The sequence below is a fragment of the Streptomyces sp. PH9007 genome, from assembly GCF_059813725.1.
Genome location: NZ_CM187440.1, coordinates 769,817 through 794,137, shown reverse-complemented (window position 1 = coordinate 794,137; position 24,321 = coordinate 769,817). Strand labels below are relative to the sequence as shown.

At 71.9% G+C, this 24,321-nt stretch carries 17 protein-coding genes and 1 pseudogene; 7 read left to right on the top strand and 11 right to left on the bottom strand.

Features of this window, described 5'->3' with window-relative positions; genetic code table 11:
- Positions 1-58: 58 nt before the first annotated feature.
- From ACTFAP_RS03390 to ACTFAP_RS03380, 3 genes are all read right to left on the bottom strand, one after another.
- A complete protein-coding gene (locus ACTFAP_RS03390; protein WP_436981581.1) occupies positions 59-1,744 on the bottom strand; it encodes a glycoside hydrolase family 13 protein in 1,686 nt (561 codons plus the stop codon).
- 54 nt (positions 1,745-1,798) lie between these two features.
- The gene (locus tag ACTFAP_RS03385) at positions 1,799-2,920 is read right to left on the bottom strand and encodes a substrate-binding domain-containing protein (RefSeq protein ID WP_495683412.1); all 1,122 of its coding nucleotides are present in this window, start codon (positions 2,918-2,920) and stop codon (positions 1,799-1,801) included.
- 286 nt (positions 2,921-3,206) lie between these two features.
- Positions 3,207-3,848 carry a hypothetical protein gene (locus ACTFAP_RS03380; protein ID WP_500468202.1) on the bottom strand — a complete coding sequence of 214 codons (642 nt, stop codon included), beginning with the start codon at positions 3,846-3,848 and terminating at the stop codon, positions 3,207-3,209.
- A gap of 179 nt (positions 3,849-4,027) precedes the next feature.
- Here ACTFAP_RS03380 and ACTFAP_RS03375 point away from each other — a divergent pair, with 179 nt between their 5' ends.
- Together ACTFAP_RS03375 and ACTFAP_RS03370 are read left to right on the top strand one after the other, a co-directional pair.
- Positions 4,028-5,149 (top strand): helix-turn-helix domain-containing protein, encoded by a 1,122-nt coding sequence (locus ACTFAP_RS03375; protein ID WP_500468201.1) that lies wholly within the window; start codon positions 4,028-4,030, stop codon positions 5,147-5,149.
- A 14-nt stretch (positions 5,150-5,163) separates the two neighbouring features.
- On the top strand, positions 5,164-6,132 hold the full coding sequence (locus tag ACTFAP_RS03370) for a pirin family protein (RefSeq protein ID WP_500468200.1): 969 nt from the start codon (positions 5,164-5,166) through the stop codon (positions 6,130-6,132).
- 122 nt (positions 6,133-6,254) lie between these two features.
- Here ACTFAP_RS03370 and ACTFAP_RS03365 read toward each other — a convergent pair.
- From ACTFAP_RS03365 to ACTFAP_RS03355, 3 genes and pseudogenes are all read right to left on the bottom strand, one after another.
- A pseudogene (locus tag ACTFAP_RS03365) lies at positions 6,255-6,358 on the bottom strand (non-reducing end alpha-L-arabinofuranosidase family hydrolase); the annotation flags it as partial.
- Positions 6,359-6,412: 54 nt separating this feature from the next.
- On the bottom strand, positions 6,413-7,834 hold the full coding sequence (locus ACTFAP_RS03360; protein ID WP_500468199.1) for an endo-1,4-beta-xylanase: 1,422 nt from the start codon (positions 7,832-7,834) through the stop codon (positions 6,413-6,415).
- Between the two features lie 112 nt (positions 7,835-7,946).
- A complete protein-coding gene (locus ACTFAP_RS03355) occupies positions 7,947-9,221 on the bottom strand; it encodes an alpha/beta hydrolase (RefSeq protein ID WP_500468198.1) in 1,275 nt (424 codons plus the stop codon).
- 957 nt (positions 9,222-10,178) lie between these two features.
- On the opposite strand from ACTFAP_RS03355, the gene arr reads away from it, so the two are divergent.
- Positions 10,179-10,577: an NAD(+)--rifampin ADP-ribosyltransferase gene (gene arr, locus ACTFAP_RS03350; RefSeq protein WP_400012723.1), complete on the top strand. Its 399-nt coding sequence runs from the start codon at positions 10,179-10,181 to the stop codon at positions 10,575-10,577.
- A gap of 211 nt (positions 10,578-10,788) precedes the next feature.
- Here arr and ACTFAP_RS03345 read toward each other — a convergent pair whose 3' ends face one another.
- Positions 10,789-12,156: a KamA family radical SAM protein gene (locus ACTFAP_RS03345; RefSeq protein WP_500468197.1), complete on the bottom strand. Its 1,368-nt coding sequence runs from the start codon at positions 12,154-12,156 to the stop codon at positions 10,789-10,791.
- 92 nt (positions 12,157-12,248) lie between these two features.
- A complete protein-coding gene (locus ACTFAP_RS03340) occupies positions 12,249-12,500 on the bottom strand; it encodes a phosphopantetheine-binding protein (RefSeq protein ID WP_390120203.1) in 252 nt (83 codons plus the stop codon).
- Between the two features lie 266 nt (positions 12,501-12,766).
- On the opposite strand from ACTFAP_RS03340, the gene ACTFAP_RS03335 reads away from it, so the two are divergent.
- Positions 12,767-15,766 (top strand): AMP-binding protein, encoded by a 3,000-nt coding sequence (locus ACTFAP_RS03335; RefSeq protein WP_500468196.1) that lies wholly within the window; start codon positions 12,767-12,769, stop codon positions 15,764-15,766.
- A 179-nt stretch (positions 15,767-15,945) separates the two neighbouring features.
- On the opposite strand, the gene ACTFAP_RS03330 is transcribed toward ACTFAP_RS03335, so the two are convergent.
- Genes ACTFAP_RS03330 through ACTFAP_RS03320 form a run of 3 tightly spaced genes read right to left on the bottom strand, consistent with a single transcriptional unit; the run spans position 15,946 to position 19,293 of the window.
- On the bottom strand, positions 15,946-17,391 hold the full coding sequence (locus tag ACTFAP_RS03330; RefSeq protein WP_500468195.1) for an amino acid adenylation domain-containing protein: 1,446 nt from the start codon (positions 17,389-17,391) through the stop codon (positions 15,946-15,948).
- A gap of 1 nt (position 17,392) precedes the next feature.
- Complete coding sequence (locus ACTFAP_RS03325; protein ID WP_500468194.1) at positions 17,393-18,529, bottom strand: cytochrome P450; 1,137 nt, start codon at positions 18,527-18,529, stop codon at positions 17,393-17,395.
- The gene (locus ACTFAP_RS03320) at positions 18,526-19,293 is read right to left on the bottom strand and encodes an alpha/beta fold hydrolase (protein WP_495683403.1); all 768 of its coding nucleotides are present in this window, start codon (positions 19,291-19,293) and stop codon (positions 18,526-18,528) included. Before ACTFAP_RS03320 ends, ACTFAP_RS03325 begins: the two co-directional genes overlap by 4 nt.
- 489 nt (positions 19,294-19,782) lie before the next feature.
- Here ACTFAP_RS03320 and ACTFAP_RS03315 point away from each other — a divergent pair, with 489 nt between their 5' ends.
- From ACTFAP_RS03315 to ACTFAP_RS03305, 3 genes are read left to right on the top strand one after another with little or no spacing between them, the layout of a single operon-like run.
- Positions 19,783-21,477 (top strand): carbamoyltransferase N-terminal domain-containing protein, encoded by a 1,695-nt coding sequence (locus ACTFAP_RS03315; protein WP_500468193.1) that lies wholly within the window; start codon positions 19,783-19,785, stop codon positions 21,475-21,477.
- 53 nt (positions 21,478-21,530) lie between these two features.
- A complete protein-coding gene (locus ACTFAP_RS03310; protein WP_495683401.1) occupies positions 21,531-22,574 on the top strand; it encodes an inosamine-phosphate amidinotransferase 1 in 1,044 nt (347 codons plus the stop codon).
- Positions 22,574-24,316: an ABC transporter transmembrane domain-containing protein gene (locus ACTFAP_RS03305; protein WP_495683400.1), complete on the top strand. Its 1,743-nt coding sequence runs from the start codon at positions 22,574-22,576 to the stop codon at positions 24,314-24,316. The genes ACTFAP_RS03310 and ACTFAP_RS03305 overlap by 1 nt, the downstream gene beginning before the upstream one ends.
- Positions 24,317-24,321 lie beyond the last annotated feature (5 nt).

Genomic DNA, 24,321 nt, shown 5'->3' with positions numbered 1-24,321 from the left:
CCCCACCGGGCCGCACAGGCCCTCAACCGTGGCAGCACCACCCCGGTGCGCAGCGCGCCTACACGGCCCGCGCGCCCCCGCCCCACAGCCACACCGTGGTGTCCGGGGGCAGCTTGCCGTTCTCGATCCGGTCACTGGACAGCAGCACACCCCAGTCCTTGGCCAGCGGATACGGCTCGGAGGAGAGGTTCACCGCGCAGCGCAGCACCGCCGCCCGCTCGAACGACAGCACCCCCGGTGGCGCCTCCAGCCAGCGCAGCGACTCCGCCGCGAACCCGCGCTGCCCGCGCCGCAGCCGCAGCGCCGAGCGGTACAGCTCCAGCATCGACCCGGGCGTACCCGACTGCGTCTGCGCCGTACGCCCGTGCCACTCCCGGGGCTGGGGCAGCCACGGCTTGCTGCCGCGCGGCCCGAAGCCGAACGGCGCCTCCACACCCGACCACGGCATCGGCACCCGGCAGCCGTCCCGGCCGCGCACCGTACCCCCGGTACGTTCCCAGGTCGGGTCGCGCAGCAGCGCCTCCGGAATGTCCTCGACCTCCCACAGGCCCAGTTCCTCGCCCTGGTAGAGGTACGCGTTCCCCGGCAGCGCCAGCATCAGCAGCGCCGCCGCACGCGCCCGGCGGGTGCCCAGGTCGAGGTCGCACGGGCCGGCCGACTCGATGTCGTACCCGTGCTCCCCCAGCAGCGTCTCCTTGCGGCCGAACCGGGTGACCTGCCGGGTGACATCGTGGTTGGCCAGCACCCAGGTGGCGGGCGCGCCCACCGCGCCGTGCGAAGCCAGGTTGCGGTCGATGACGGAGCGCAGCGCCTCCGGCTCCCAGGGGGCGGTCAGGAACGGGAAGTTGAACGCGGTGTGCAGCTCGTCGGAGCGCAGATAGTTCGCCAGCCGGTCCTCACGGACATGCGCCTCGGCCACGAACACCCGGTCCCCGGCGTAGCTGTCGGCGATCTTCCGCCAGGTCTGGTAGATCTCGTGCACGTCGTCGTGGTCCCAGTGCGGATGCCCCTCGCGGTGCCGCTCGTGCTCGAACAGCAGTTCCTCGGGTATGCCCAGGTCCGGCAGCGCCGGGTCCTTGGCCAGGCCGTGCGCCACATCGACGCGGAAGCCGTCCACGCCCCGGTCGAACCAGAACCGCAGAATCGATTCGAACTCCGCGCGCACCTCCCGGCTCGCCCAGTTGAGGTCGGGCTGCTCGGACGCGAACAGATGCAGATACCACTGCCCGGGGGTGCCGTCCGGGTCGGTCGTACGGGTCCAGGCCCGGCCGCCGAACCGGCTGCGCCAGTCGTTGGGCGGCAGCGACCCGTCCGGGCCGCGCCCGTCGCGGAACAGGTAGCGGTCCCGCTCGGGCGAACCGGGCGGCGAGGCCAGCGCCTCGGCGAACCAGGTGTGCTGGTCGGAGGTGTGGTTGGGGACGATGTCCAGCAGGACACGGATGCCGTGCGCGTGCGCCTCGGCGATCATCTCCTCGGCCTCGGCGAGCGTGCCGAAGGACGGATCGATGGCGCGGTAGTCGGCGACGTCGTAGCCGCCGTCCTTCATGGGGGAGGGGTACCAGGGGGTGACCCAGATGGCGTCGACGCCCAGCTCCTTCAGATACGGGAGCCGGGCCCGCAGTCCGGCGATGTCGCCGATGCCGTCGCCGTTGCCGTCGGCGAAGCTGCGGATGTAGACCTGATAGCTGACGGCCGTACGCCACCAGGGCGTGGCCGGTGTCCGGTGAATACGGGTGCGGGGCACGTATCTTCCATTCCTCTTGCGAGTTGACCCTGGGAGATGCGCGGCTTCAGCGGCTCACCGCGCAGTGGTGCGGGTGTGCTGGTCCGGGTGACGTTCGGGTGTTCCGCCCGGGTGCGGGGCGGAGTCCGCCGCGGGTTCGGGCGGGTGCTCGGGAGTGGTCCGGGGGCCGGCCACGCGGGCCGCTCCGGTGGTGCCCCGGACCACGAGCCGGGTGGGCACCACCACCTCGGTCGGCTCCTCGCTCGCCCCGGACAGCGCGTCCAGGATCTGGCGGGCCAGCAGCTCCCCTTGGTGGGCAACGGGTTGCGCGATGGTGGTGAGGTTCAGCAACTCGGCCGTCTCGTGGTCGTCGAACCCGATGACCGAGACATCGTCGGGGGCCCGCAGGCCCATTCTGGTCAGGGTGCGCAGCGCGCCGAACGCCATCAGGTCGGACTCCGCGAACACGGCGGTCGGCGGGTCGGGAAGGCTCAGCAGCCGGGCCATCGCGGAGGCGCCCTCCTCGATGCCGAAGTTGCCGGGGGCCTCCAGCTCGGGCTCGTACGGGATGCCGGCCTCGGCCAGCACCGAACGGTAGGCGTGCTCACGGACGATGGGCGTGGTGAAGCCCCGGGGGTCGCCCAGCGCACCGGTGATCATGCCGATCCGCCGGTGCCCGAGGTTGATGAGATGGCGCACCGCCGTGGTGGCGCCCTGGGCATTGTCGATGGAGACGTGCCAGCAGCCCGGCACCCGGGTGCCCAGGACGGCCACCGGCACCTCCATCGAGACCAGCGCGTCGGACTCCGCCCCGGACAGCGGGAGGTTGAGGACGATCAGCGCGTCCACCCGGCGGCGCAGCGGCATCCGGGCGAAGAACCGTTCATGGACGCGGGCATCGCCCAGGTTGTACAGGAGGAGGTCCAGGTCGTTGGCGCGCAGCACCGCGTCGATGCCGGAGAGCACCTGGCTGTAGAACCACCGGTTGACGAACGGCAGTACGACACCGATGGTGCCGGTCCGGCCCGAGGCGAGGCTGGAGGCGTGCGGGGAGATCGCGTACGAGAGTTCCTCGGCCGCCCGCAGCACCCGGTCCCGGGTCGTCTCGGAGACATTCGGCAGACCGCGCAGCGCGCGCGAGACGGTGGCCGTGGACACCTTCGCGCGTCTGGCGACATCGATGATGCTGGCGGCCATACGCTCTGCTGACCCTCCGTTCGCTGCGACGAGCCCGAACGTACTGCCGATGACGGAGGGAATGCAATCGTTTACATGAAAAGATCTTCGATATCCGCCATGCCGGGAGGCTGCGGGCCGTTGAAGCATCAAAAACGCAGATGAGAGACGTGAAAGGTGATGTAAACGTGTACATGTCCCGGCGTTGCCGCGCGGGTGAGTGCCCTCGGAGAGCGGAGCCGGCCGGGGCGGGCGGGCGGATGAGTGGCCGGATTCGTACGGTCCTGCCCGCCCCGGCGAGCCAGGGTCAGGCGCCGAGCTTGGTGAGCGCGGTGGCCGTGGTGTCCTTGAACGCGGTCACCGGCGCCTGCGCCAGGTCACCCATCTCGCCCCACACGACGACGGTGACGGTGTCACCGTCGCGGCCGATGCCGAACAGGTGCACGCCGGTCCCGGCCTGCGGCGGCGCGACGTGTACGCCGAAGACGCGCGCCCCGTCGGCGGCGTCCACGGTGCCGTAGTCGTCCCAGGCAGCCCCCGCGCCGGGGTTCTCGCGCAGCCAGTCGGCGGCGCAGTCCGCCGCGGCGTCCGAGAGTTCGGCGGCCAGCGCCTGGGCCTCAGCGGTGCCGCCGGTCTCCACGACCAGCTGACGCGCCGTGGTGTCCAGGTCGGTGTGGTACTCCCGGATCCAGGTCCCGGCGGCCGGCAGTTCCACCTCCTCGAAGCAGAACAGCGGCAGCTCGGGCTGCCCGTGCCGCGGGCTCTGCGCGAACCACTGCGAGGAGGAGTGCGGCGGCAGTTCACCGGGCTCCAGGAACGCCGGCGCCTGCGGGGCGGTGGCCGCGCTCGCGGTCGCGGCACCGGCGGCCGGTGCGAACGCCGCGACGGCGGCCAGCGCCCCGGCGGCCAGGGCGGTACGGGTAAGGATTCGGGTGCGGGTGCGTCGCATGGGTGGGTCCCCTCCAGGTGATGCTCGGCGTGACACCCGAAACCCTGTGCGTCCCACCCGGGCCCCGGCAACGCTTCCGGCCCGAACCGGGACGGCGGAACCATTCCACCCCCACTGACGTGGGACGATGCGGAGGGCTGGAATGGTGGAACGGGACGGCGGACAGGGCGGGGGAGGCCATGGGGGACGCGACACCGGCACAGGAGTTCGCGCGGGCACTGCGTGAGCTGAAGGAACGTTCGGGGCTCAGCTTCGGCGCGCTGTCCACACGGCTGCACACCAGCACCTCGACGCTGCACCGCTACTGCTCGGGAGCGGCGCTGCCCCAGGAGTACGCGACGGCCGACCGCCTCGCCGCGCTGTGCGGGGCCACCGAGCCGGAACGGCGACACCTGCACCGCCTGTGGCTGCTGGCCGACGCCCAGCGCGGCGCCACCCCGGCGAAACCCGCGCCCGGCTCCCCGGCGGAGCCCACCGCCGTACCTTCCGCCGTACCTTCCGAGGCAACCCCGGCGGAGCCCACCGCCGAACTCCCCGCCGCGCCCGGACCGGCGCGCCCGTGGTGGCGCCGGCGGCCGACCGCGCGCGTGACGGTGGGGCTCGCCGCGCTGCTGCTGACCGCCGCGCTCACCCTGGACGCCGCGGGCGGGGCGAAGGCCGGGACGGCGGGGGAGGACGCGGCGCCACTGGAGTGGACCACCCGCTCGCACGTCTGGGCCTTCGGCTGTGGTCACCGCTACCTGGTGGACGCCGAGCCGCAGGAGGTCCCCGCACCACCGGTCGCCCAGGACGCCGAGCGCTGGTCGGCCGGTCAGGGGGCCGTGCACGCGGAGGCGGCCATCATCGAGATCACCCTGACCGCCGAACCCGGCACCGGCGCCCCGGTCGTCGTGGAGGCCGCCCACATCCGGATCGCCGAGCGCCGCGCCCCGCTGCCCTGGCCGGTGTACCGCATGGACAACGGCTGCGGCGGCTCCCTGGCCCCCGCCGCCTTCGGCGTCGACCTCGATGCCGACCGCCCACTGGCCCACCCGGTCGACGGCGGCGACGCCGCCACCGGCGAGGAATTCCCCGCCCCCCGCCTGCCCTTCGCGCTCGGCGCGGACGAGCCCCTGCTGCTGCGCTTCGAGGCCAGGGCCGCCACCGGCGACGTCGACTGGTACATCGAACTCGACTGGAACAGCGGCGGGCGCTCCGGCACCACCCGCATCGACGACGACGGCCATCCCTTCCGCACCAGCGGCAGCACGGGACCCGTTCTCGTCCACGACATCCCCACCGGCCGCTGGCTGCCGGAGTGAGGCAGGATCGGGTCATGAGCAACCTCGACCAGCGCCCCGCCCCCACCCCCTGCGGTGCCGAGCCCAGGACCGGCCCCGTTCACGAACTCCTCGCGGGCCGTGAGGTCCCGCTCGGCGAGAGCACCGTGGTGCGCCGGCTGCTTCCCAGCCTCGGCCGCCGCATGGTGGGCGCCTGGGTGTTCGTCGACCACTACGGCCCCGACGACATCGCCGACGAGCCCGGCATGCAGGTACCCCCGCACCCGCACATCGGCCTGCAGACCGTCAGCTGGCTGCACGCCGGAGAGGTGCTGCACCGCGACAGCCTCGGCAGCCTGCAGACCGTCCGCCCGCGCGAACTCGGCCTGATGACCTCCGGGCGCGCCATCGCCCACTCCGAGGAGTCGCCGAGCCCGCACCGCAACGCCCCGATCCTGCACGGCGCCCAGCTCTGGGTGGCGCTGCCCGGCGAACACCGCCACACCGCGCCCTCCTTCGAGCACCACAGCAGCCTGCCGGTGCTGCGCGGTGGCGGCGGGCTCTCCGCCACCGTCATCCTGGGCGAACTCGACGGGGCCGTCTCGCCCGGCACCACCTTCAGCCCGCTGGTGGGCGCCGACCTCACCCTGGCCGCCGGCACCGACACCGCGCTGCCGCTGACCGAGGACTTCGAGTACGCGGTCCTGTCGATGTCCGGCGCCCCCGAGATCGACGGCGTGCCGCTGCCCCCCGGTTCCCTGCTCTACCTGGGCGAGGGCCGCCGCCAACTGCCGCTGCGCTCCGACCACGACGCGGCGGTGATGCTGCTGGGCGGCGTTCCCTTCGAGGAGGAGATCGTCATGTGGTGGAACTTCATCGGCAGGTCGGCCGAGGACATCGTCCAGGCGCGCGCCGACTGGGAACAGGGCAGCCGCTTCGGCGAGGTGCAGGGCTACGCGGGCCACCGCCTGTCCGCCCCCGCCCTCCCCCCGGTCCCCCTGAAACCCCGGGGCCGCATCCGCTGACCCGGCCTTTTCCTCACCGGACCCGTCGGGGCAGCACGCCGCCCACTCCCGGAAGCCGCACGGGCTCGCGGGAGTGGACGAGCCGGGGTCCCGCCGGCCACCTCCGCACCGCGCGGGGTGGTTCAGCAGGTGGAGTTGGTCTGCGTGAGCAGACCCATGCGCCACGGCAGGAGGACGTACTCACCGCCCGCGCCCGGATCCATCCCTGATAGAGGAACTGCAGCCGGCGCGGACCGCGAACGTCGTGAACCCGCCCCGCGCCGGCGCCCCGTGTCCTGTGTCAGCCCACGCGCGCGAGTTGCCATTGCTGGTTGGTGCCGCCCCAGTCGCTGTACTGGACGATGTTGGCTCCGTCGGCGGTGGAGGCTCCCTGGACTTCGAGTGCTTTGCCGCTGTTGCGGTTGATGAGGCGGATGTTTCCGCTGTCGGAGTCGGCTGCTCGCCATTGCTGGTTGGCGGCGTTGTTGTCGCTCCACTGGACGATGGCGCCGCCGTCGGCGGTGGACCAGTTGTGGACGTCGAGGACCTTGCCCGAGTGTCGTGAGCGGAGCCGGTAGTAGCCGCCGCCGGAGTCCACGAACTGCCACTGTTGCTGGGCCTGGTCGTTGCGTGACCACTGGGTGATCCGGGCACCGTCGTTCGTCGCCAGGTTGTACACGTCGAGCGCCTTGCCGCTGTTGCGATTCACCAGCACGTACCACGCACTCGTGTCGATCTGACCGGGAGGCTGTGTGCCGCCGCTATTGAGAGTGTTGAGCACGGCGGTGTAGGCCGCCTTCTTGTTCCCCGCCGCGTCGAACAGCAGCGGATTCTGGCCCGTGCGCCACGAGTCGCTGTCCCGTACGCCCCACACGGTGATGCCCGTGCAGCGGCTCACGGCCAGGCAGGCACGCGTGACGGCGGCGTAGGCGTTCGCCTGATCGGCACCCGAGATGTCCAGTTCGGTGATCTGCACCTCGACCCCGAGGTCGGCGAACCTCTGGAGATTCGCCTGGTAGTCACCGGGTACGGAGTTCGTCAGATGGGACTGGAACCCCACGCAGTCGATCGGCACCCCGCGGGCGACGAAGTCGCGCACCATGTTGTAGATACCGGTGCTCTTGGTGTTGATACCGTCGGTGTTGTAGTCGTTGTAGCAGAGCTTGGCCCCGGGATCCGCGGCACGTGCCGTGCGGAACGCGACCTCGATCCAGTCGTTCCCGGTGCGCTGGAGGTTGGAGTCGCGCCGCGCCCCGCTGCCGCCGTCGGCGAACGCCTCGTTCACCACGTCCCAGGAGTGAATCTGGCCCCGGTAGTGGCCGGCCACCTGGTTGATGTGGTTGATCATCGCGGAGCGGAGTGTGCTGCCTTCCAGGCCCTGTGCCCACCCCGGCTGCTGCGAGTGCCATACCAGGGCGTGTCCCCTGACGGACATGCCCTGCTGGCGGGCATGGTTGACGATGCGGTCACCGGCGGAGAAGTTGAAGGAGCCGCGGGACGGTTCCGTGGCGTCCCACTTCATCTCGTTCTCGGCGGTGAGGCTGTTGAACTCCCTGTTCACGATCGTGGTGTAGGCGCTCTCGTTGAGCTTGTGCCCGGCGACCGCGGCGCCGAAATAGCGCCCCCGTTCGGCGGCGGATGTTCCCAGCGTGGTGCCCGCCGCGGCGGTTCCCGCCGATGCCACGACGGTGCCGCTGGCGATGAGTACGGCCGCCAGGAGCATGACGAGCAGTCTGAAGCGGCGTAACAGGGCGCTGTGTGAAGCTGGTTGTGCGGTGAGGATCATCTGGTGTTTCTCCGATCAGGTGGAGCGGGCGGAAATCCGGGGACCGGACTCAGGAGGCCGTGAGGTGGAAGGACTCGGCTGATCCGATCGTCGTGGCGGCGGCGATCAACGGCTGGGACCCCGCCGTGACATAGCGGTCGTTGGCGTGCGCGCGCAGGCTGAGGGAACCGTCGCCGTTGTCGATCCGGGTGAAGGTCTCCCACGGGCCGACGGCGGAACGGTTGGCGATGAGAGGACTGGCTCCGGCGTTCTCCGCGCACACGTACTGGCCGTTGATCAGCGCGCGCAGGGCCACCGAACCACCGCCGGCGTCGACCAACTCAAAGCGCTCCCACGGGCCTGCCGTGGGCCGGTTGGCGATGAGGGCTTCGGCCCCGGCGTTCTCCGCACACACGTACTGGCCATTGGCCGCGGACCGCAGCGCGACCGCCGGGCCGGATTCGGCCGGGGTGAGGACGGACTCCCAGCGGGTACGGCTCCCGGCCGCGCCGGCGGGCAGTCGGTCCCGGGCCGCCGTGTCCGCGTACAGGCTCCAGCGCATCCAGTCCACGTACGTGTTCACGGTCTGGGTGTGGTTGACGCCGCTCCAGATGTACTCGTCGTGGCCGGTGCCCAGATGGGTGAGGAACGCCTTGGGAGCCGGCAGCTCGGTGTACGCCTCACGAGCCGAGGAGTACTGGCAGATCGGGTCCTGGTCGCCGTGGACGAACAGGACCTTCGCCGCGGGGCGCCCGGAAGGGTTGCCCATGTCCACGGTGGCGAACGGTACGGCGGCCACGACGCGCTCGTCGGGCCACGCGGTGAGAAGGCCGTGCGTGGTCATCCCGCCGAGGGAGTGCCCAGCGACGCCCACGCCGGTGGCGGTGTCCAGGCGCCCGGCGAAGGGGGAGCCCGCGGTGGTGTTGAGTGCCAGGGTGCGGGTGATGACTTCGGAGACGTCCTGGGACTGGTTGCCGTTGTAGACATCCCCGATGTTGCCCGGGGTCCCGGTCGAGGTGGTGGGGAAGACCGGGGCCGGCACCACGAAGCCGGCTTCCGCCAGCGGGCGGATCAGCGGTGCGTAGCTCTCCGGGTTGCCGCCGAGGCCGTGGCTGAACTCGACCACCGGGAAGACTCCGTTGGCGATGGCGGCATCGCGTACCGGATTGCCGCCCGGGCTCCCGGTCGCCGGGTAGAAGATCCGCGTGACCAGGCGGCGGGCTCCGCGGCTCCAGTCGAACTCGCGTACGCCGATGGCGAAGCGCTGGGTCGGTGCGTCGAGCGGTCCGGCGGCCGTGGCCGGACCGGCGCTGAGGAGGGGTGCGCCCAGTAATGCCGTGCCCATGCCAAACGCACTGCTCAGGACGGTGCGGCGTCGTAATGACATCGGTGACTCCTTGATCAAGATGCGAGAGTGCGGAACCGCAGCCCCTGGCCGGAGCCGAAGGTGGGCGCGGGCCGTGCGGTGCGGCGGGAGAGCATGGTGCTGAAAGTGCGGCGTGCGCGTTCCGGTGGAACGATGTGCGGGCCCTGGGGCACGAAGGAGTGATCCTGTTCCCGGGGAGCGTGACCTCCGGGACGGGGAAACCTCTCCGGCCCGGGGGAGGCGCTGAGAAAAACGATCAAGACTGTGATGTGCCGGGGGAGCGGAGGTCATCCCCGCAGAAGCACATTCGATATACCGGACGCCGACCGGCTTGCCAAACAGCATGGATGATGGAGCATGGCGCGAGCCGCGTCAATGACCCCGGTACGGATTCGCTGTCGGCCCCGAGCATCGCGCCCCCGGCCGGACATCGCCCCTGGTGACGGGCCTGCCGGCCGGCGGCTTGCCGGGGCTGACCCGGCTCCGGGGGCGCCCGCGCGGTGTGTGGGCGCGCGCAGGCTTGACGGGGCGGTTCGGCACTCCTACCGTTCCGCATCGATGGCACCGTCGGCCTTGCCGGTCGCTCAGGAGGGGTGGCCGCCACCGGGCCGACGTTCTTCACACGCTGTTGTGGGAGCGCTCCCGCTCGCGCAGACGCCGAACGCGGGCTGCGGCGCTCTCCATTCGCCAGTGCCGATCGGCGGTGTTCGTGACAGTGGAGAAGGGAGGCTTCGGCGGCCGTGGCCGCCGCGCCGCCGCTGAGAGCTCTCCTGGGCGGAGACCTCCGTTCCACGGCTGGAAGGAAGGTGGGTACGAACGAGGCCGTGCTGTCCTGCGGGAGGACCGCGCGCGGTGACCACGCGCCTGGTGTCCCGGAACGAGCGGGGACCCGGGCTCCCGCTCGGACGCCTCGGCCCGGGCCAGTAGGCTGTTCGGATGGGGGAAACACGGGATCCGGGGCCGTTCTACCACGGCACGAAGGCCGCGCTGCGGGCCGGAGACCTGCTGACCGCGGGCTTCCGCTCCAACTACCGGCCAGAGGTCATCATGCGGCACATCTACTTCACGGCGCTTCGCGACGGTGCCGGCCTCGCGGCCGAACTCGCCGCCGGAGACGGTGAGCCGCGGGTCTACCTGGTGGAACCGACCGGTGACTTCCAGGACGACCCGAACGTGACCGACAAGAAGTTTCCCGGCAACCCGACCCGCTCCTATCGCAGCGAGGAACCGCTCCGGATCGTCGGCGAGGTGGACGACTGGACGCGACTGACCCCGGACGCGCTGCGGGACTGGCGGGATCGTCTCGCCTCGGTCCGGGGAGAGATCATCAACTGAGCGCCTTCGCATCGCACTCCGTCGGCCGATGTGGGCAGCGGCCGGGTCAGCCGATGAGGGGGTTCCACCCGGGGCCGGACGTGGCCGTCCGAGGTGATCCGTGGGCCTCCGTGTCTCGGCCGGCCGAAGAGGTCCGTCCGCCGCCCGGCCCGTAGCAGGTGTCCGCGCCCGGCCGGTCGACGTCGGGTTTCCGGCGCACCCCGCTCCGCTCTCACAGCGGGCCGCTCCACCACTTTCGGCCGGTTTCGTCGAGCGTGGAGAGCGGATCGTAGTACGGGAAGCGCTGTTCGAGCGCCTGAGGGTCGTCCAGCTCGATGGGCGTGCGGTAGTTCTTGGTCCAGTACGAGATGCCGAGTTCGCGATCGTACGCGGTGACCTGGTGCACCCAGCGTTTGCCGACGTAGGGCACGTCGCAGACGATGCGCGGCGTCGCATAGCCCGGCAGGTACCCCATGATGGCGTGCTGGAGCTCCTGCGCCTCCCAGACGGCGACGCGCCAGTGCTCGGCGTGCGGGATCAGGTCGCACATGTAGAAGTAGTACGGGATGATGCCGGCTTCGTCCTGCAGTGCGAAGGACAGGTCGAGCAGGTCGTCGGGGGTGGCGTTGACACCCCGCATCAGGACACCCTGGTTGCGCACGTCCCGCACCCCGACGGCGAGCGCGGTCCGTGCCGCCTCGGCCACCAGGGGTGTGACCGACTGTGCGTGATTGACGTGGGTGTGGATCGCGAGATTCACGCCGCGACGCAGGGCGGTGCGGGCGATCCGTTCCAGGCCCTCGACGACCTGGGGCTGCAGCCAGTGTTGCGGCAGCCCGGCCAGGGACTTGCTCGCCAGGCGCACATCGCGGACGCTGTCGATGGCCAGCAGGCGCATGACAAAGGATTCAAGCTGCGCCCAGGGCACGTTGGCGACATCGCCGCCCGAGACGACGACATCACGCACGATGGGGGTGCGCCGGAGGTAGCCGAGGATCTGATCCTGGCGCTCCGCGGGCCGGAGCGCGAGTCGGTGTTTGGCCACCTGGGAGGTGGATTGGCCCACGAGATCCATGCGCGTGCAGTGGCCGCAGTACTGGGGGCAGGTGGAGACCAACTCGGCCAGGACCTTGGTGGGATAGCGGTGGGTCAGCCCTTCGACGGCCCACATCTCCGCCTCGTGCAGGGAATCGCGCTGGGCGTGCGGGTGACTGGGCCAGCGCGGGTCGCGATCGGAGGCGACGGGGAGCATGTAGCGGCGCACCGGGTCGACGAGGAACGCCGCGGTGAACGCCTCGGGCTCCAGGGGCGCGTGGACCGCCATGACGTTGAGCATCTGGGGCGGGAGGAGGATCGACATGGTCGCGTACCGGCGACGGTCCGCCGAGAGATCCTCGTAGAACGCTTCGGTGAGCAACGCCCCCATGACCAGGCGCAGCTGGCGGGCGTTCCGGACGCAGTGCACGCGCTGCCACTGGGCGTCACGCCACTGCGTCTCGGTCACGTCCTTCCAGCCGGGGAGCCGGCGCCAGTCCGGCTCGACCAGTTCACGGCGGACGTAGCTGTAGGGCTGGGAGGGGGGTTCGGCGGGAGGGGACATGCGGGTGTTCACCTCCGGACGTGAGGGCCGCGGACGACACAGCGTGCGAAGCGACGCCGGGGGGCGTTCGCGGTGTCATCGCGGTGCGACGGTCAGGAGGTCGACCTCACCTGGCGTGCGGCCAGGACGAGTTCGCTCAGACCCCGTACGGTCGGCTCGGAGAAGAAGTCGCTGAGGGCGATGCGCACGCCCAGCTCCCGTTTGATTCGGCCGGTGATACGGCCCGCGGTGAGGGAATGGCCGCCGAGTGCGAAGAAATCGTCGTCCAGATCGACCTTCTCCACGTTCAGGACGGCGGTGAACATCTCCCGCACGGACGACTGGATATCCTCAACGCTGGACAAGGCTTTCCCCCCAATACGAAGCCCCCGTTCGCCGGGGGGCACCTAGCGGTCACGCTGACTCGGTACCGGGCGAGCACCGATATCACGGTTTCTTCGCGGAAGCTAATACCATAACACGCCGTACTCTCCCCATGGCGATATGCGAGGCAGTAAATGTCCGAAAATCGCGAGGTGTTGTGGGGTTGCAATATCTCTATGGGGGGCCTGATGGCCAAGATGGGCAGGGTGTGACAGGTTCTTCTGTTCCGTGGCCTGGAGAGTGTGACATGAGCACCGAGGCGATACACGAGATCTTCCGGCAGCGCGCCGCCGCCCGGCCGGACGCGATCGCCGTGGTCGACGGCACCCGGCGCGTCACCTACCGGGCTCTGGACCTCACCTCCGACGCCATCGCCGCCGAACTCGCCCACCGCGCGGTGCGGCCGGGCCACATCGTGCCGGTGCTCCTCCCCCCGGGGCGCCTGCTGGTCGCGACCCTGCTCGGAGTGCTCAAGCGGGGAGCCGCGTACGCGGTGATCGACCCGGGATGGCCACGTCAACGGTTGCGGGCGATCGCCGCCCTGTGCGGCCCGACGGCGCTGGTGGCCCCCGGGGTGGAGACCGACGCGTTCCCCCGCACCTGGACGCCGGCGGCCGACGACCTGGCCGCCGACGACCCGGCGGGCGTGACCGCGACCGTCGCCCCGCCCGCGCCGCCACCGGTCCCGGTGGGCGGGGCCGACCCGGCGATGGTGTTCTTCACCTCCGGCACCAGCGGGCCGCCGAAGGCCGTCCTCACCCCTCACCGAGCCGTCCTCCGTCTGACGCGCGACTGCCCCTTCGCCCCACTCGATCCGGCCACGGTGATGCCGCAGGCCGCGCCCGCTCCGTGGGACGCGTTCGCCCTGGAGCTGTGGGGCGTCCTGCTCACCGGGGGGACCAGCGTGCAGCTCGACGAACGACCCCTCACCCCGGGCGCGTTGCGCCGGCTGATCGCGGCAGAGGGGGCCAACGTCCTGTTCCTCACCACCTCGCTCTTCCATCTCTTCACGGACGAGGACATCGACTCCTTCCGCGGTCTGCGCTGCGTGATGACGGGCGGCGAGGTCCTCAGCCCGGCGCACGCGGCCAGGTTCCTCGCGGCCCACCCGGACATCCGGCTGGTCAACGGGTACGGCCCGGTGGAGAGCACCGTCTTCGCACTCACCCACGACGTCTCGCCCGCAGACCTCGGCCACGACATCCCCGTGGGCCGCCCCGTACCCGGCACCACGGTGCACGTGCTGGCGGGCGACACCCCCTGCGCGCCGGGGGAGACCGGGGAGCTCTGCCTCGGGGGTGACGGACTCGCCCTCGGCTACGCCGGGGAGCCCGAACTGACGGCGCGGTCGTTCGTGACGGTCCGGGGCGAGCGGCTGTACCGCACCGGCGACCGGGGCCGGTTCAGCGAGAGCGGTGTTTTCCGTTTCGCCGGCCGCACCGACCGCCAGGTGAAGATCCGTGGGCACCGCGTCGAACTGTCCGCCCTCGAACACACCGCGCACGGCGTGGCCGGCGTCGCCCGGGCCGAGGTCGTACCCGTCCATGAGGAGACGGGCAACTGCCGCGCCCTGGTGCTCTACTTCCGTGCCGCGCGACCGGGATGCGGCGAACGGGAGCTGGCCGCCGCGCTGCGCGAGGCGCTGCCGTCGTACGCGCGCCCCGACCTGATCCGGGAGCTGAGCGCCTTTCCCCTGACCGACAACGGCAAGCTCGACGGAGCCCGGCTGCGTGCGTGGGCGCGCGCCGAGATCACGTGGGGGTCGCCGTCGGCGGCGCCGGCCGGCGACTCCACCGCGGACCGGGTGGCCGCCGCGTTCGCGACCGTCCTCGGCCGGTGGGACGTGGACCCGGACGTGCCGTTCCTCGCCCAGGGCGGCACCTCGCTGGACGCCGTCCGCCTCTGTACGCGGCTGGGCGCGGCGCACCAGCGCGTCATTCCCGTCTCGCAACTGTCCCGCACCCCGTCGGTGACCGCCCTGGCGGCCTGGTTGGAGGACCGGCCCGCGCCGCCGGCCGTCAGCGACCAGGTCCCGCTGACGCCGGCGCAGCTGTCGTTCCTGCTGGCCCACGAGGACAGCGACAACGACGTGCAGAACCACTGCCTCCTCGCATGGCGGATCAGCGGCGCACTGCGCCCCGAGGCGCTGGCCGCGGCGGTCGCGGACGTTCACCGCCGCCACCCCTATCTCGGCCTGCGCTACGACCTGGACGGCGAGCCCGTGGCCTCGCCCGGCGCCGCCGGAACAACCCTGGAGATCGCCGCCGGAGGCGAGGACCCCCGTGCCACCCTGGAGCGGCGGCTCGGCCGCCCGTTGGCGCTGCGGGACGGGCGCGTCTGGCGGGCGGTGCTGGTGGAGACGGACCGGGCCCAGCAGTGGCTGTTCGGGGTGAATGTGCATCACATCGCCTTCGACGGCTGGTCCGAGCACCTGGTGACGAGCGACCTGGCCGCCGCCTACACGGCCCGGCTGGCCGGGGCGGCGCCCGCCTTCCCCACCGAGGCGGGCGGAACGTCGGCCGTCGGGGAACTGCTGGCCGGCCTCCAAGCCGCCGACCTGCCCGCTCAACGTGCGTACTGGAGCGTGACCCTGGCGGATCTGCCGGACCTGGACCTGCCCACCGCGCCCTCGGGCCGGCCCGCCCTGCGGCAGCTCCCGCTGCGGGCCGGGGAGCTGAGCGCCCTGGACCGGGCCGCCGCGGCGGCCGGCACCGGCAGACTGACCCTCCTGCTGACGGCGCTCGGCGCGGCGCTGCGGGAGCTGACCGGAAGGGACGACTTCGGCGTGGGGGTGCCGGTGTCACTGCGTGGCACGACCGCCAGCACAGGCGTGATCAGCTGCCTGGTCAACACGGTGTGCGTGCGCCTGCGCCCGGACGGCCCCGACCCGGTACGGGAGACGGCGTCCGCGGTACGGGCGGCGCTGGCCCACTCCGATCTTCCCTTTCCCGAGGTGGTCCGTGCCCTCCGGCCCCGCGGCGGGGCGGCGCGGCGTCCCCTGTACCGGGTGCTCGCCGCCGTTCAGGACGCGCCCCCGCCCCGGCTCCTGCTACCCGGGGCCGTGGCCGAGCCGCTGCGGCCGGACACCGTGGTCCCGCCCGCCGACCTCGCGGTCGAGCTGGTCACGGCGGAGGAGCCGCTGCTGCGGGTGAGCTCGGCCGGCACGGTCGACCCGCGATTCACGGACCGGCTGGCGGGCGAGGTGCGGACGCTCCTGCGGCGCCTCGCCGAGCCGTTCGCCGCCTAGGCCCTGTCCGGGCGATCTTCTTCGGGCCCGCGACGCCATACACGGCACCTCGCTGCGTTACCGCATCGCGCGAATACGGCCAAGTATGAGCTGCGATCCGGTGCCTTGCGATGCACCGCGTCTGACGTCGCGGGCTGATCCTCGAAGATCGCCCGGACAGGACCTAGGCGCAGGACGAGCTACGTCCCGCCCGCCGCCAGCCGGGCAACGGCCGGGCGGTCGAGCTTTCCGTTGGGCGTCAGCGGCAGGCGTTCCACGACCACCATCCTGGTCGGCACCACCGCGGCGGGCAGCCGGGTCCGCGCGTACCGGCGGACCTCGTCCCCCTCGACCCGCCCGGTGGTGGCGATCACCGCGACGAGAGCGGCCTGCGCGCCGTGTCCCACCACCACGGCGCAGGCCGCGCGCACCTCGTGATGGGCGGTCAGGGCGGCCTCGATCTCCGCGGCGGCGACCCGCACGCCGCGCACCTTCAGCTGTTCGTGGCCGACCCGCCCCACGAACTCCAGCAGACCGGCACGGCTGCGCACCACGTCACCGCTGCGGTACCAGCGGCCGGACCGGCCGGGCAGCGACACGAACCGGGCCGCCGTGAGCTCGGGCGCGTGGAGATAGCCCCGGGCCAGCCCCCGTCCGCCGATGTACAGCTCCCCCTCCTCCGCCGGGCGCAACTCCTCGTCCAGCACCGCCACGGCGACCCCGTCGATCGGCCGGCCGATCGGCGGTGCGGATCCGGCCGGCGCGTCGTCCGGCACCGGGTGGGCGGTGGTCACCACCGTGGCCTCCGTCGGACCGTAGTGGTTCACCAACCGGTACGGCCCGGCGACCGGGGCGCTCAGCCGCAACGCGTCACCACCGGTGAGCAGCAGCCGCAGTGACGGCAGGTCCGGGCCGAGCGTCAGCAGCTCCTCGACGAGGGCCGTCGCCATGAACGCCGTGGTGCACCGGTCCTCGGTGATCCGGTCCGCGATGAAGTCGGCGACCAGCCGGTCATCGCCCCGGCAGGTGACCACGGTGGCACCGGCTGCCAGGTACGGCCAGATCTCCCACACCGCCGCGTCGAACCCGAGCCCGGCCGTGTGCAGGGCACGGTCCTCGGGCGTGATCCGGTAGGTCCGCCCGTGCCAGTCGACGAGGTTCGCGAGGGAATCGTGGCCCACCACAACGCCCTTGGGCGCGCCCGTGGTGCCGGAGGTGTAGAGCACGTACGCGGCCGTGTCGGCGTTGGGCGGCGGCGGGAGGTACACCGGCGCGGCGGTGGGCAGGAGTTCGGTCACTCCCAGGTCGGTGCCGAGTCCGCGGTGTCCGGGGGAGACGAGGACAACCGGTGTGCCCGCGTCGGCGACGATGCCCCGCAGCCGCCGCACGGGCTGCGCCGGGTCCAGCGGCAGATAGGGGGCGCCGGCCAGCCAGCATCCGAGGGCGGCCGTGATGAACGGCGTGCCCCGCTCGGCGGCCACGGCGACGCCGTCCCCGGGGGCCAGGTGCCGCCGCAGGTCCGTCGCCACGGCGCCGGCCCGTGCCCACAGCTGCTGGTAGGTGGTCGTCCCCGGCCCGTCGACCACGGCGGCGTGCTGCGGTCGGGCCAGTACCTGGTGGTGGATCGCGTCGAGGGTGAGGCGCATGTCAGAAGCTCACCTCAAGACGCTCGATGCCGCGGTAGCCGCGGCCCCGGTGCCAGGTGGTGCGGCTCGCGCGGCGTGGGGCGGTGGTGCGCACGGCGGGGACGAGCGCGGTGAGAATGTGCTGGGCGAGGGGCGCTCCCAGGCACCGGTGCCTGCCGTGTCCGTAGGCCAGGTGACGGGCCGCGTCCTCCCGGGGGGCGGCGGTGGTGGGGTCGGGGAACCGCCGCGGGTCCCGGTTCGCCGCGGCGAGCAGCACCAAGACCGCGTCCCCCGCGCTGATCCGCCGGCCGGCCACGACGGTGTCTCGGGTGGCGAGTCGCGGCACCTGCGGCACCGGGGTGTCGTACCGCAGCAGTTCATGGACGACGGTCTCGGCGGGCCGGGCGAGGTCGAGTGCGCCGTCGAGGTGCAGGTCGACCAGCCGGGCGATCGCCTGTGAGGTCGTCTCGATGCCGGCGAAGGCGAACAGCGACGCCAGATGCAGCCTGCCACTGCCACGGACGCCCGGGTCGGCGCGGCCGACCACCGTGTCCCGCGCACCGGCGGCGGAGCCCGTGCCGTCCGTGCGGTCCGCGCGGTCCGCGTCCGCGAGCTCCGCCGCGAGCGCGGCCAGCGCCCGGTCGGCGGCGGCCACGGCCGGCGGGTGGCGCGGCGTGGCCATCAGCGTGCCCGCCGCGCCCGACCAGGCCCGCAGCGTCTCCTCCGTCGCGCTGAGCCCCGCCACCCGGGTGATCACCGTGGTGGTCAACGGCAGGGCGTACCCCTCCACCAGGTCCCCGCCGCCCTCGGTGGCGAACCGCTCCCACCGCGTGGTCACCAGTTCGCTCGTCCAGGCCGCCCGGATGCGGGACATGGTGCGGTTGAAGACCGAGGCCACGGCGGTGCGGGCGGCGCCGTGCGCGGGCGGGTCCATCCACATCAGCCAGTCCCGCACGTGCTCGGCGGCCGGGGCCCCGACCTCGCGGAAGAGCGGGCCGCGCAGCCAGTCCGAGGACAGGTCCTCGTTGGTCAGCGCCGCCCTGGCCTCGTCGTGGCCGGTCACGATCCAGGTTCCCAGGTCCTCGTTGAAGTGCAGCGGCCCGGCCGCCCGCACCTCCTCGTACTCCGGATACGGGTCTTCCCAGTAGCTGGTGGTCAACGCTTCCCCCGGTACGGTGTGAGGTCCCCGGCGAGGTCGCCGAGCAGTCGCTCCGGCTGCCGCGCGAGGTAGAAGTGGTCGCCGGGATAGCGGCGGACGACGCATCCGGCGCGGGTTTCCGCGGACCACTCGGAGAGCTGGCAGGCCCGGGTGCGGGGGTCCGCCTCTCCCGCGAAGACCGAGATGGGGCAGGGCAGCGAAGGTCCGGTCCGGTAGCGGTAGTTCTCCATCCAGGCGGAGTCCGCGCGCAGCGGCGGTATCAGCAGTTCGAGCAACTGCGGGTCCTCGAGGAGCTGATGGGGTGCGCCCTGCTCGCGCAGCCACGCGAGGAGCGACTCCTGCGGCAGGTCGGAGATCGTGCTGGGCACCGGTGTACGCGGCGGCGCGGTGGCGGACACGGCAAGCCGCACCGGTCCTGGCCGGTGCGCCGCGGCGAGCAGCCGGGCGACCTCGAACGACAGCAGCCCGCCCATGCTGTGGCCGAAGAGGGCGTACGGTCGCCCCGCCGCGTCCGCCGTGATGGCGGCGGCGAGCTGACCGGGATCGACCGCGGGCGGCTCGGCGATGCGGCGCTCCCGGCCGGGCAGCCGCACCGCGGCCACATCGATCCAGGGCGGCAGCAGCGCGGACCACGAGCGGTAGAAGGAGGCGCCCGCGCCGGCGTGCGGTACGCAGTACAGGACGAGTTCGGCGTCGGCGCGCGGTGCGGAGCGCAGGAACCAACGCGGCGCGTCGAGCGCCCCGGCTGTCGAGGGCCTGCTCACCAGAGATCCCTCCAGGAGTGTGATGTCGGTCAGCGGCAGGCGGACACATGCATGGCGCGAGCAATTTCCCTGGAGAAATCCAGATCGTACCGTAGCCGTGCGCCGGTGAGAACAGCTCGTGATCACCTCCACCGGTCATCGAGTGGAAAGACACCGAATGCCCATAACCGCTCACGAACCGACCGCCCGAAGGCAGTGACCGGCCGTTCATGATCGTTTTACGAACCGGTTCGGCGAGCAAAGCGGAAGGGCTATTTCCCACCCGGTCAACGCGCCTTCCACACCGGCGGCGAGAGTGTCGCGGAGGGGGTGCGCGGGCTGAAGATCTCTGGAATACTCGCGTTCGCCCGTTGCCTGTGGCCCGGTTCGGGGCCCGGTGACACCGTATTGGCAAACGGCATGGCATGGCCTGATGGTGGGTAGTTCTTGGCTGCCCTGGGGGAATTCGGTCGCGATGCTCCAGCGTGCACCGACCAAGGGGGTGTTCGCATGCTCATTTGTGGAGTGAAGGCGTCACACGACGGTGGAGTGGCGCTTATCGACGGACAACGCCTCGTTTTCAGCGTCGAAACAGAGAAACTGGACAACGGCCTCAGATACAGCCGCCTCGGGGACCTCCGGCGGGTGGGTGAGGTGTTACGCGCGGAAGGCGTGGACCCCGCCGAGGTCGACCGCTTCGTCGTGGACGGATGGTGGGCGGAGGACGGGCTGGACGAGCCCGGCGTGCCCATCTCCGACGGCGGCCGGGAGACGGTCCTGCCCGTCGCGCCCTACCTGGAGAGCGACGGAGTGCGTGACCCGCTGCACCGGTACACCTTCACGGCCCATGACTTCGGCCCGCGCGGCGGCGGGTACTCCAGCTACTTCCACGTCGCCAACCATCTGCTCGGCTCCTACTGCTCCAGCCCCTTCGCGGCCCGCGGTGAGGACGCGCTCGTGCTGGTGTGGGACGGCGGGACGACCCCCCGCCTCTACGAGGTCACCGGCGGGACCCGCGCCGTACGGCTGGTCTCGTCCCTGCTGCCCCTGCCGGGCAACTACTTCTCGGACTTCTGCTCGCACTTCGAGCCCTTCCACCGCGACACCACCGGCATGGACCGCGAGAGCCGGGTGCGGCACCACCTGTCGGTGGCGGGCAAGGCCATGGCCTACGCGGCGCTCGGCCGGGTGGAGCCCGCGGCGTTCCCGGTGTTCCGCCAGGTGATCGCCGGCTTCCCCAGCATCTCCCCGGACAACGCGTTCGTGCTCGGCGAGAAAATCCTCGCCAACCGGGAGCAGTTCATGCCCGGACTGAGCAACGCCGACATCATCGCGACCTTCCAGGAGTACCTGGGCCGCGCCCTCACCGACCGGCTGACCGCGCTGGTACGCCGCCGCTTCCCCGGCCGGCGGGTCAACCTCTGCCTCGGCGGCGGCTGCGCGCTGAACATCAAATGGAACAGCAGACTCCGCGAGACCGGGCTCTTCACCTCGATCTGGATCCCGCCGTTCCCCAACGACTCCGGCGCGGCGATCGGCACCGCGTGCTGCGAGATGTTCCAAGCCGGCGAACACACCGCCCTCGACTGGAACGTCTACTGCGGTCCGCGGATCACGGTGGGCGACCTGCCGGCCGGCTGGACCGCCACCGACTGCGACGAACGCGCCCTGGCCCGGCTGCTGCACACCGAGGGCGAACCCGTCGTCGTCCTCGACGGGCGTGCCGAGATCGGCCCGCGCGCGCTGGGCAACCGCAGCATTCTCGCGCCCGCCACCGACATCGCGATGAAGAAGCGGCTCAATCTCATCAAGGACCGGGCGGACTACCGGCCGGTGGCACCGATCTGCCTGACCGACCGCGCGGCGCAGGTGTTCGAACCGGGCGGCGCCGACCCGTACATGCTCTTCGAACACACCCTGCGCGGCGACTGGGCCCAGCGGGTGCCCGCCGTGGTGCACCTGGACGGCACCGCGCGCCTGCAGACCATCGACGCGACCTCCGGAAGCGCGACCGCGACGGTGCTCGCCGAGTACGAGAAGCTGAGCGGTATCCCCGTGCTGTGCAACACCAGCGCCAACCTCAACGGCCGCGGATTCTTCCCCGACGTCGCCTCCGCGGCGCGCTGGGGCCACACCCGCTCCATCTGGTCCGACGGGACGCTGTACACCAACCCCGACCCCACACTCCGCGGTACCGCGCCCTGACCCGCGCCGCCCCCCGATCCTTGCTTCCCGGCCGGTAGCCGAAAGGTGTCGTGATGCCTGTCGTCAACGCGCACAACGAGTGGGACCCCCTGGAAGAGGTCATCGTCGGGGTCGTGGACAACGCGCGCGTCCCCTCGCCCGATCGCGGCCTGTTCGCCGTCGACTACGCCGACCAGCTCACGAGCATGGACCAGATCCCCAGCGGCCCCTACAGCGAGCGGGTGGTGCGGGAGAGCGCGGCGGACCTCGAACGGTTCGCGGAACTGCTGCGCTCCTACGGGGTCGTGGTCCGGCGCCCCCGGGTCGCCGACCACTCCCGGCCCTTCGCGAGCCCGGAGTGGAGCGTCGACGGCGAGTACAACTACTGCCCGCGCGATGTGATCCTGCCGATCGGCGACACGCTGATCGAGGCCCCGATGGCCCTGCGCACCCGCTACTTCGAACCCTTCTCCTACAAGGACATCCTGCTGGAGTACTTCGAGGCCGGTGCGAACTGGGTCTCCGCGCCCAAGCCGCGACTCGCCGACGAGACCTATGAGACCGGGCCCGGCGCCGGCCAGGTCCTGGCGAACCTCGAGCCGGTCTTCGACGCGGCCAACGTGCTGCGGATCGGCAAGGACGTGCTCTACCAGATCTCGTGCAGCGGCAACCGGCTCGGCGCCCGGTGGCTGCAACGCGTGCTCGGCGACGCGTACACCGTGCACGTCGTGGAAGGCGTCTACGACGGCTCCCACCTCGACACGACGATCATGCCGCTCCGGCCCGGCCTGGTCCTGCTCAACCCCGAACGGGTGAGCGCGGAGCGGGTGCCCGCGGTGTTCAAGAACTGGGACATCATCTGGTGCCCGCCGCTGCCGGGCGTGGTGGCCACGGCGGAACCGATCCGTGCCTCCTCATGGATCGGCATGAATCTGCTGATGATCAACCCCGGACTCGCCGTGGTGGACGCCGCGGCCCAGCCCCTGATCAAGGAACTCAACCGGCACGGCATCGAGACGGAGGCCCTGCCGATCAGGCACTCCCGGGTACTCAGTGGAGGCTTCCACTGCGTGTCCCTCGACATCCGGCGTACCGGCTTACTGGAGGACTACTCGTAGTGTCACCGCACCGCACCGCCCCGCCGGGCACCCCCCTCGACCAGCGGGAAGAGATCCCGCCGCCGCCCCCGGACGAGGGGCCGCCCGACACCCGCTCGCCCACCCGGTTCCTGCTCTGGCTGGCCCGGAAGCAGGCCGCCACGCTGTCCTGGGGCGTCTTCTGGGGCTGCGTGTGGATGGTGAGTCTCGCGCTCACCCCGTACGCGGTTGGCCGGGCGCTGGACCAGATCGTCCAGAAGTCCAACAGCGGCGTGCTGGCCTGGACCGGCGTGGTGTTCGCGCTGGCGCTCGCCACCGCCCTCGGCAGCCTGGTACGGCACCGGTGCGACACCTTCAACCGGCTGCACACCGTCTACCGCACGGCCCGCCTCGTCACCGCGCAGACCGTCAGGCTCGGCGACACCCTGCACCAACAGGTCGTCAAGGGCGACCTGGTCACCGTGGGCACGGCCGACATCATGCGGCTCGGCGCGGCGCTGGGCGTCGCCGCCCGGGGCATCGGCGGCGTGGTCTCCATCGTGCTGGTGGCCGCCGTGCTGCTCACCGTCTCCTGGCCGCTGGCGCTGATGATCTTCATCGGCGTCCCGCTGCTGCTGGCGGGCACCGGCCCGCTGCTCGCCCCCCTGCACCGCCGGATGGCCGAGCGCCGCGCGCTGCAGGCCGACCTGGCCGGGCGGGCGACCGACATCGTGACCGGACTCCCGGTGCTGCGCGGAGTCGGTGGCGAACGGCTCTTCGCCGGACGCTACCGCGCCCACTCCCAGCGGGTACGGAAGGCCGGCGTCGAGGTCGCCAAGATCGACTCGATCCTCGTCGCCGCCGAGATCCTGCTCCCCGGGGTCTTCGTGGTCGCCGTGCTGTGGGTGAGCGCGCACCTGGCCGTGGGCGGCTCGATCAGCGCCGGCGACCTCCTCGCGTTCTACGGGTACGCCGCCTTCCTGATGCTTCCCATGCGGACGGTCACCGCCACCTTCACGGAGTTCACCGGCGCGCTGGTGGCCGCACGTCAGGTCGTGGCGCTCCTGACCCTGCAGCCGCGGGGTGACACCGCCGCGCACCCCGCCGAGCCCTTCCCGCCGCGGGCCACGCTCGTCGACGAGACCACCGGACTGGTGGTGCGGCCCGGCGTCCTGACCGCCGTGGTGCCCCAGACCCCCGAGCAGGGCGTCGAACTCGCCGACCGGATCGGCCGCCACCGCGCGGGCACGGTGACGGCCGACGGCGTGCCCCTGGAGCAGTACCCCCTCGACACGCTGCGCCGCCACATCCTGGTGGCCGACAACGACGCCTATCTGTTCAGCGGTCCGCTCACGGACACCATCGGGGCCGCCTCCGTCGAGGAGCGGGACGCGGCGCTGCGCGGCGCGGTCGCCGAGGACATCGTCGCGTCGCTGCCGGACGGACCCGACAGCGAACTGACCGAGCGCGGCCTGAGCCTGTCCGGCGGACAACGCCAACGGCTCCGGCTGGCCAGAGCCTTCGCGCACGACCCGGACGTCCTCGTCCTCGTCGACCCCACCAGCGCGGTGGACGCGCACACCGAAGCGACCATCGCGGACCGGCTGCGCACCGCCCGGGCGGGCCGCACCACCGTCGTGATCACCACGAGCCCGCTGGTGCTCGACCGCGCCGACGAGGTCGCGTACCTGCGCGAGGGCGCGGTGGCGGCCACCGGTGCCCACCACGAACTCGTGCGGACCAACGAGCACTACACCGCGACCATCCTGCGGGAGGAAATGTGAGCCTG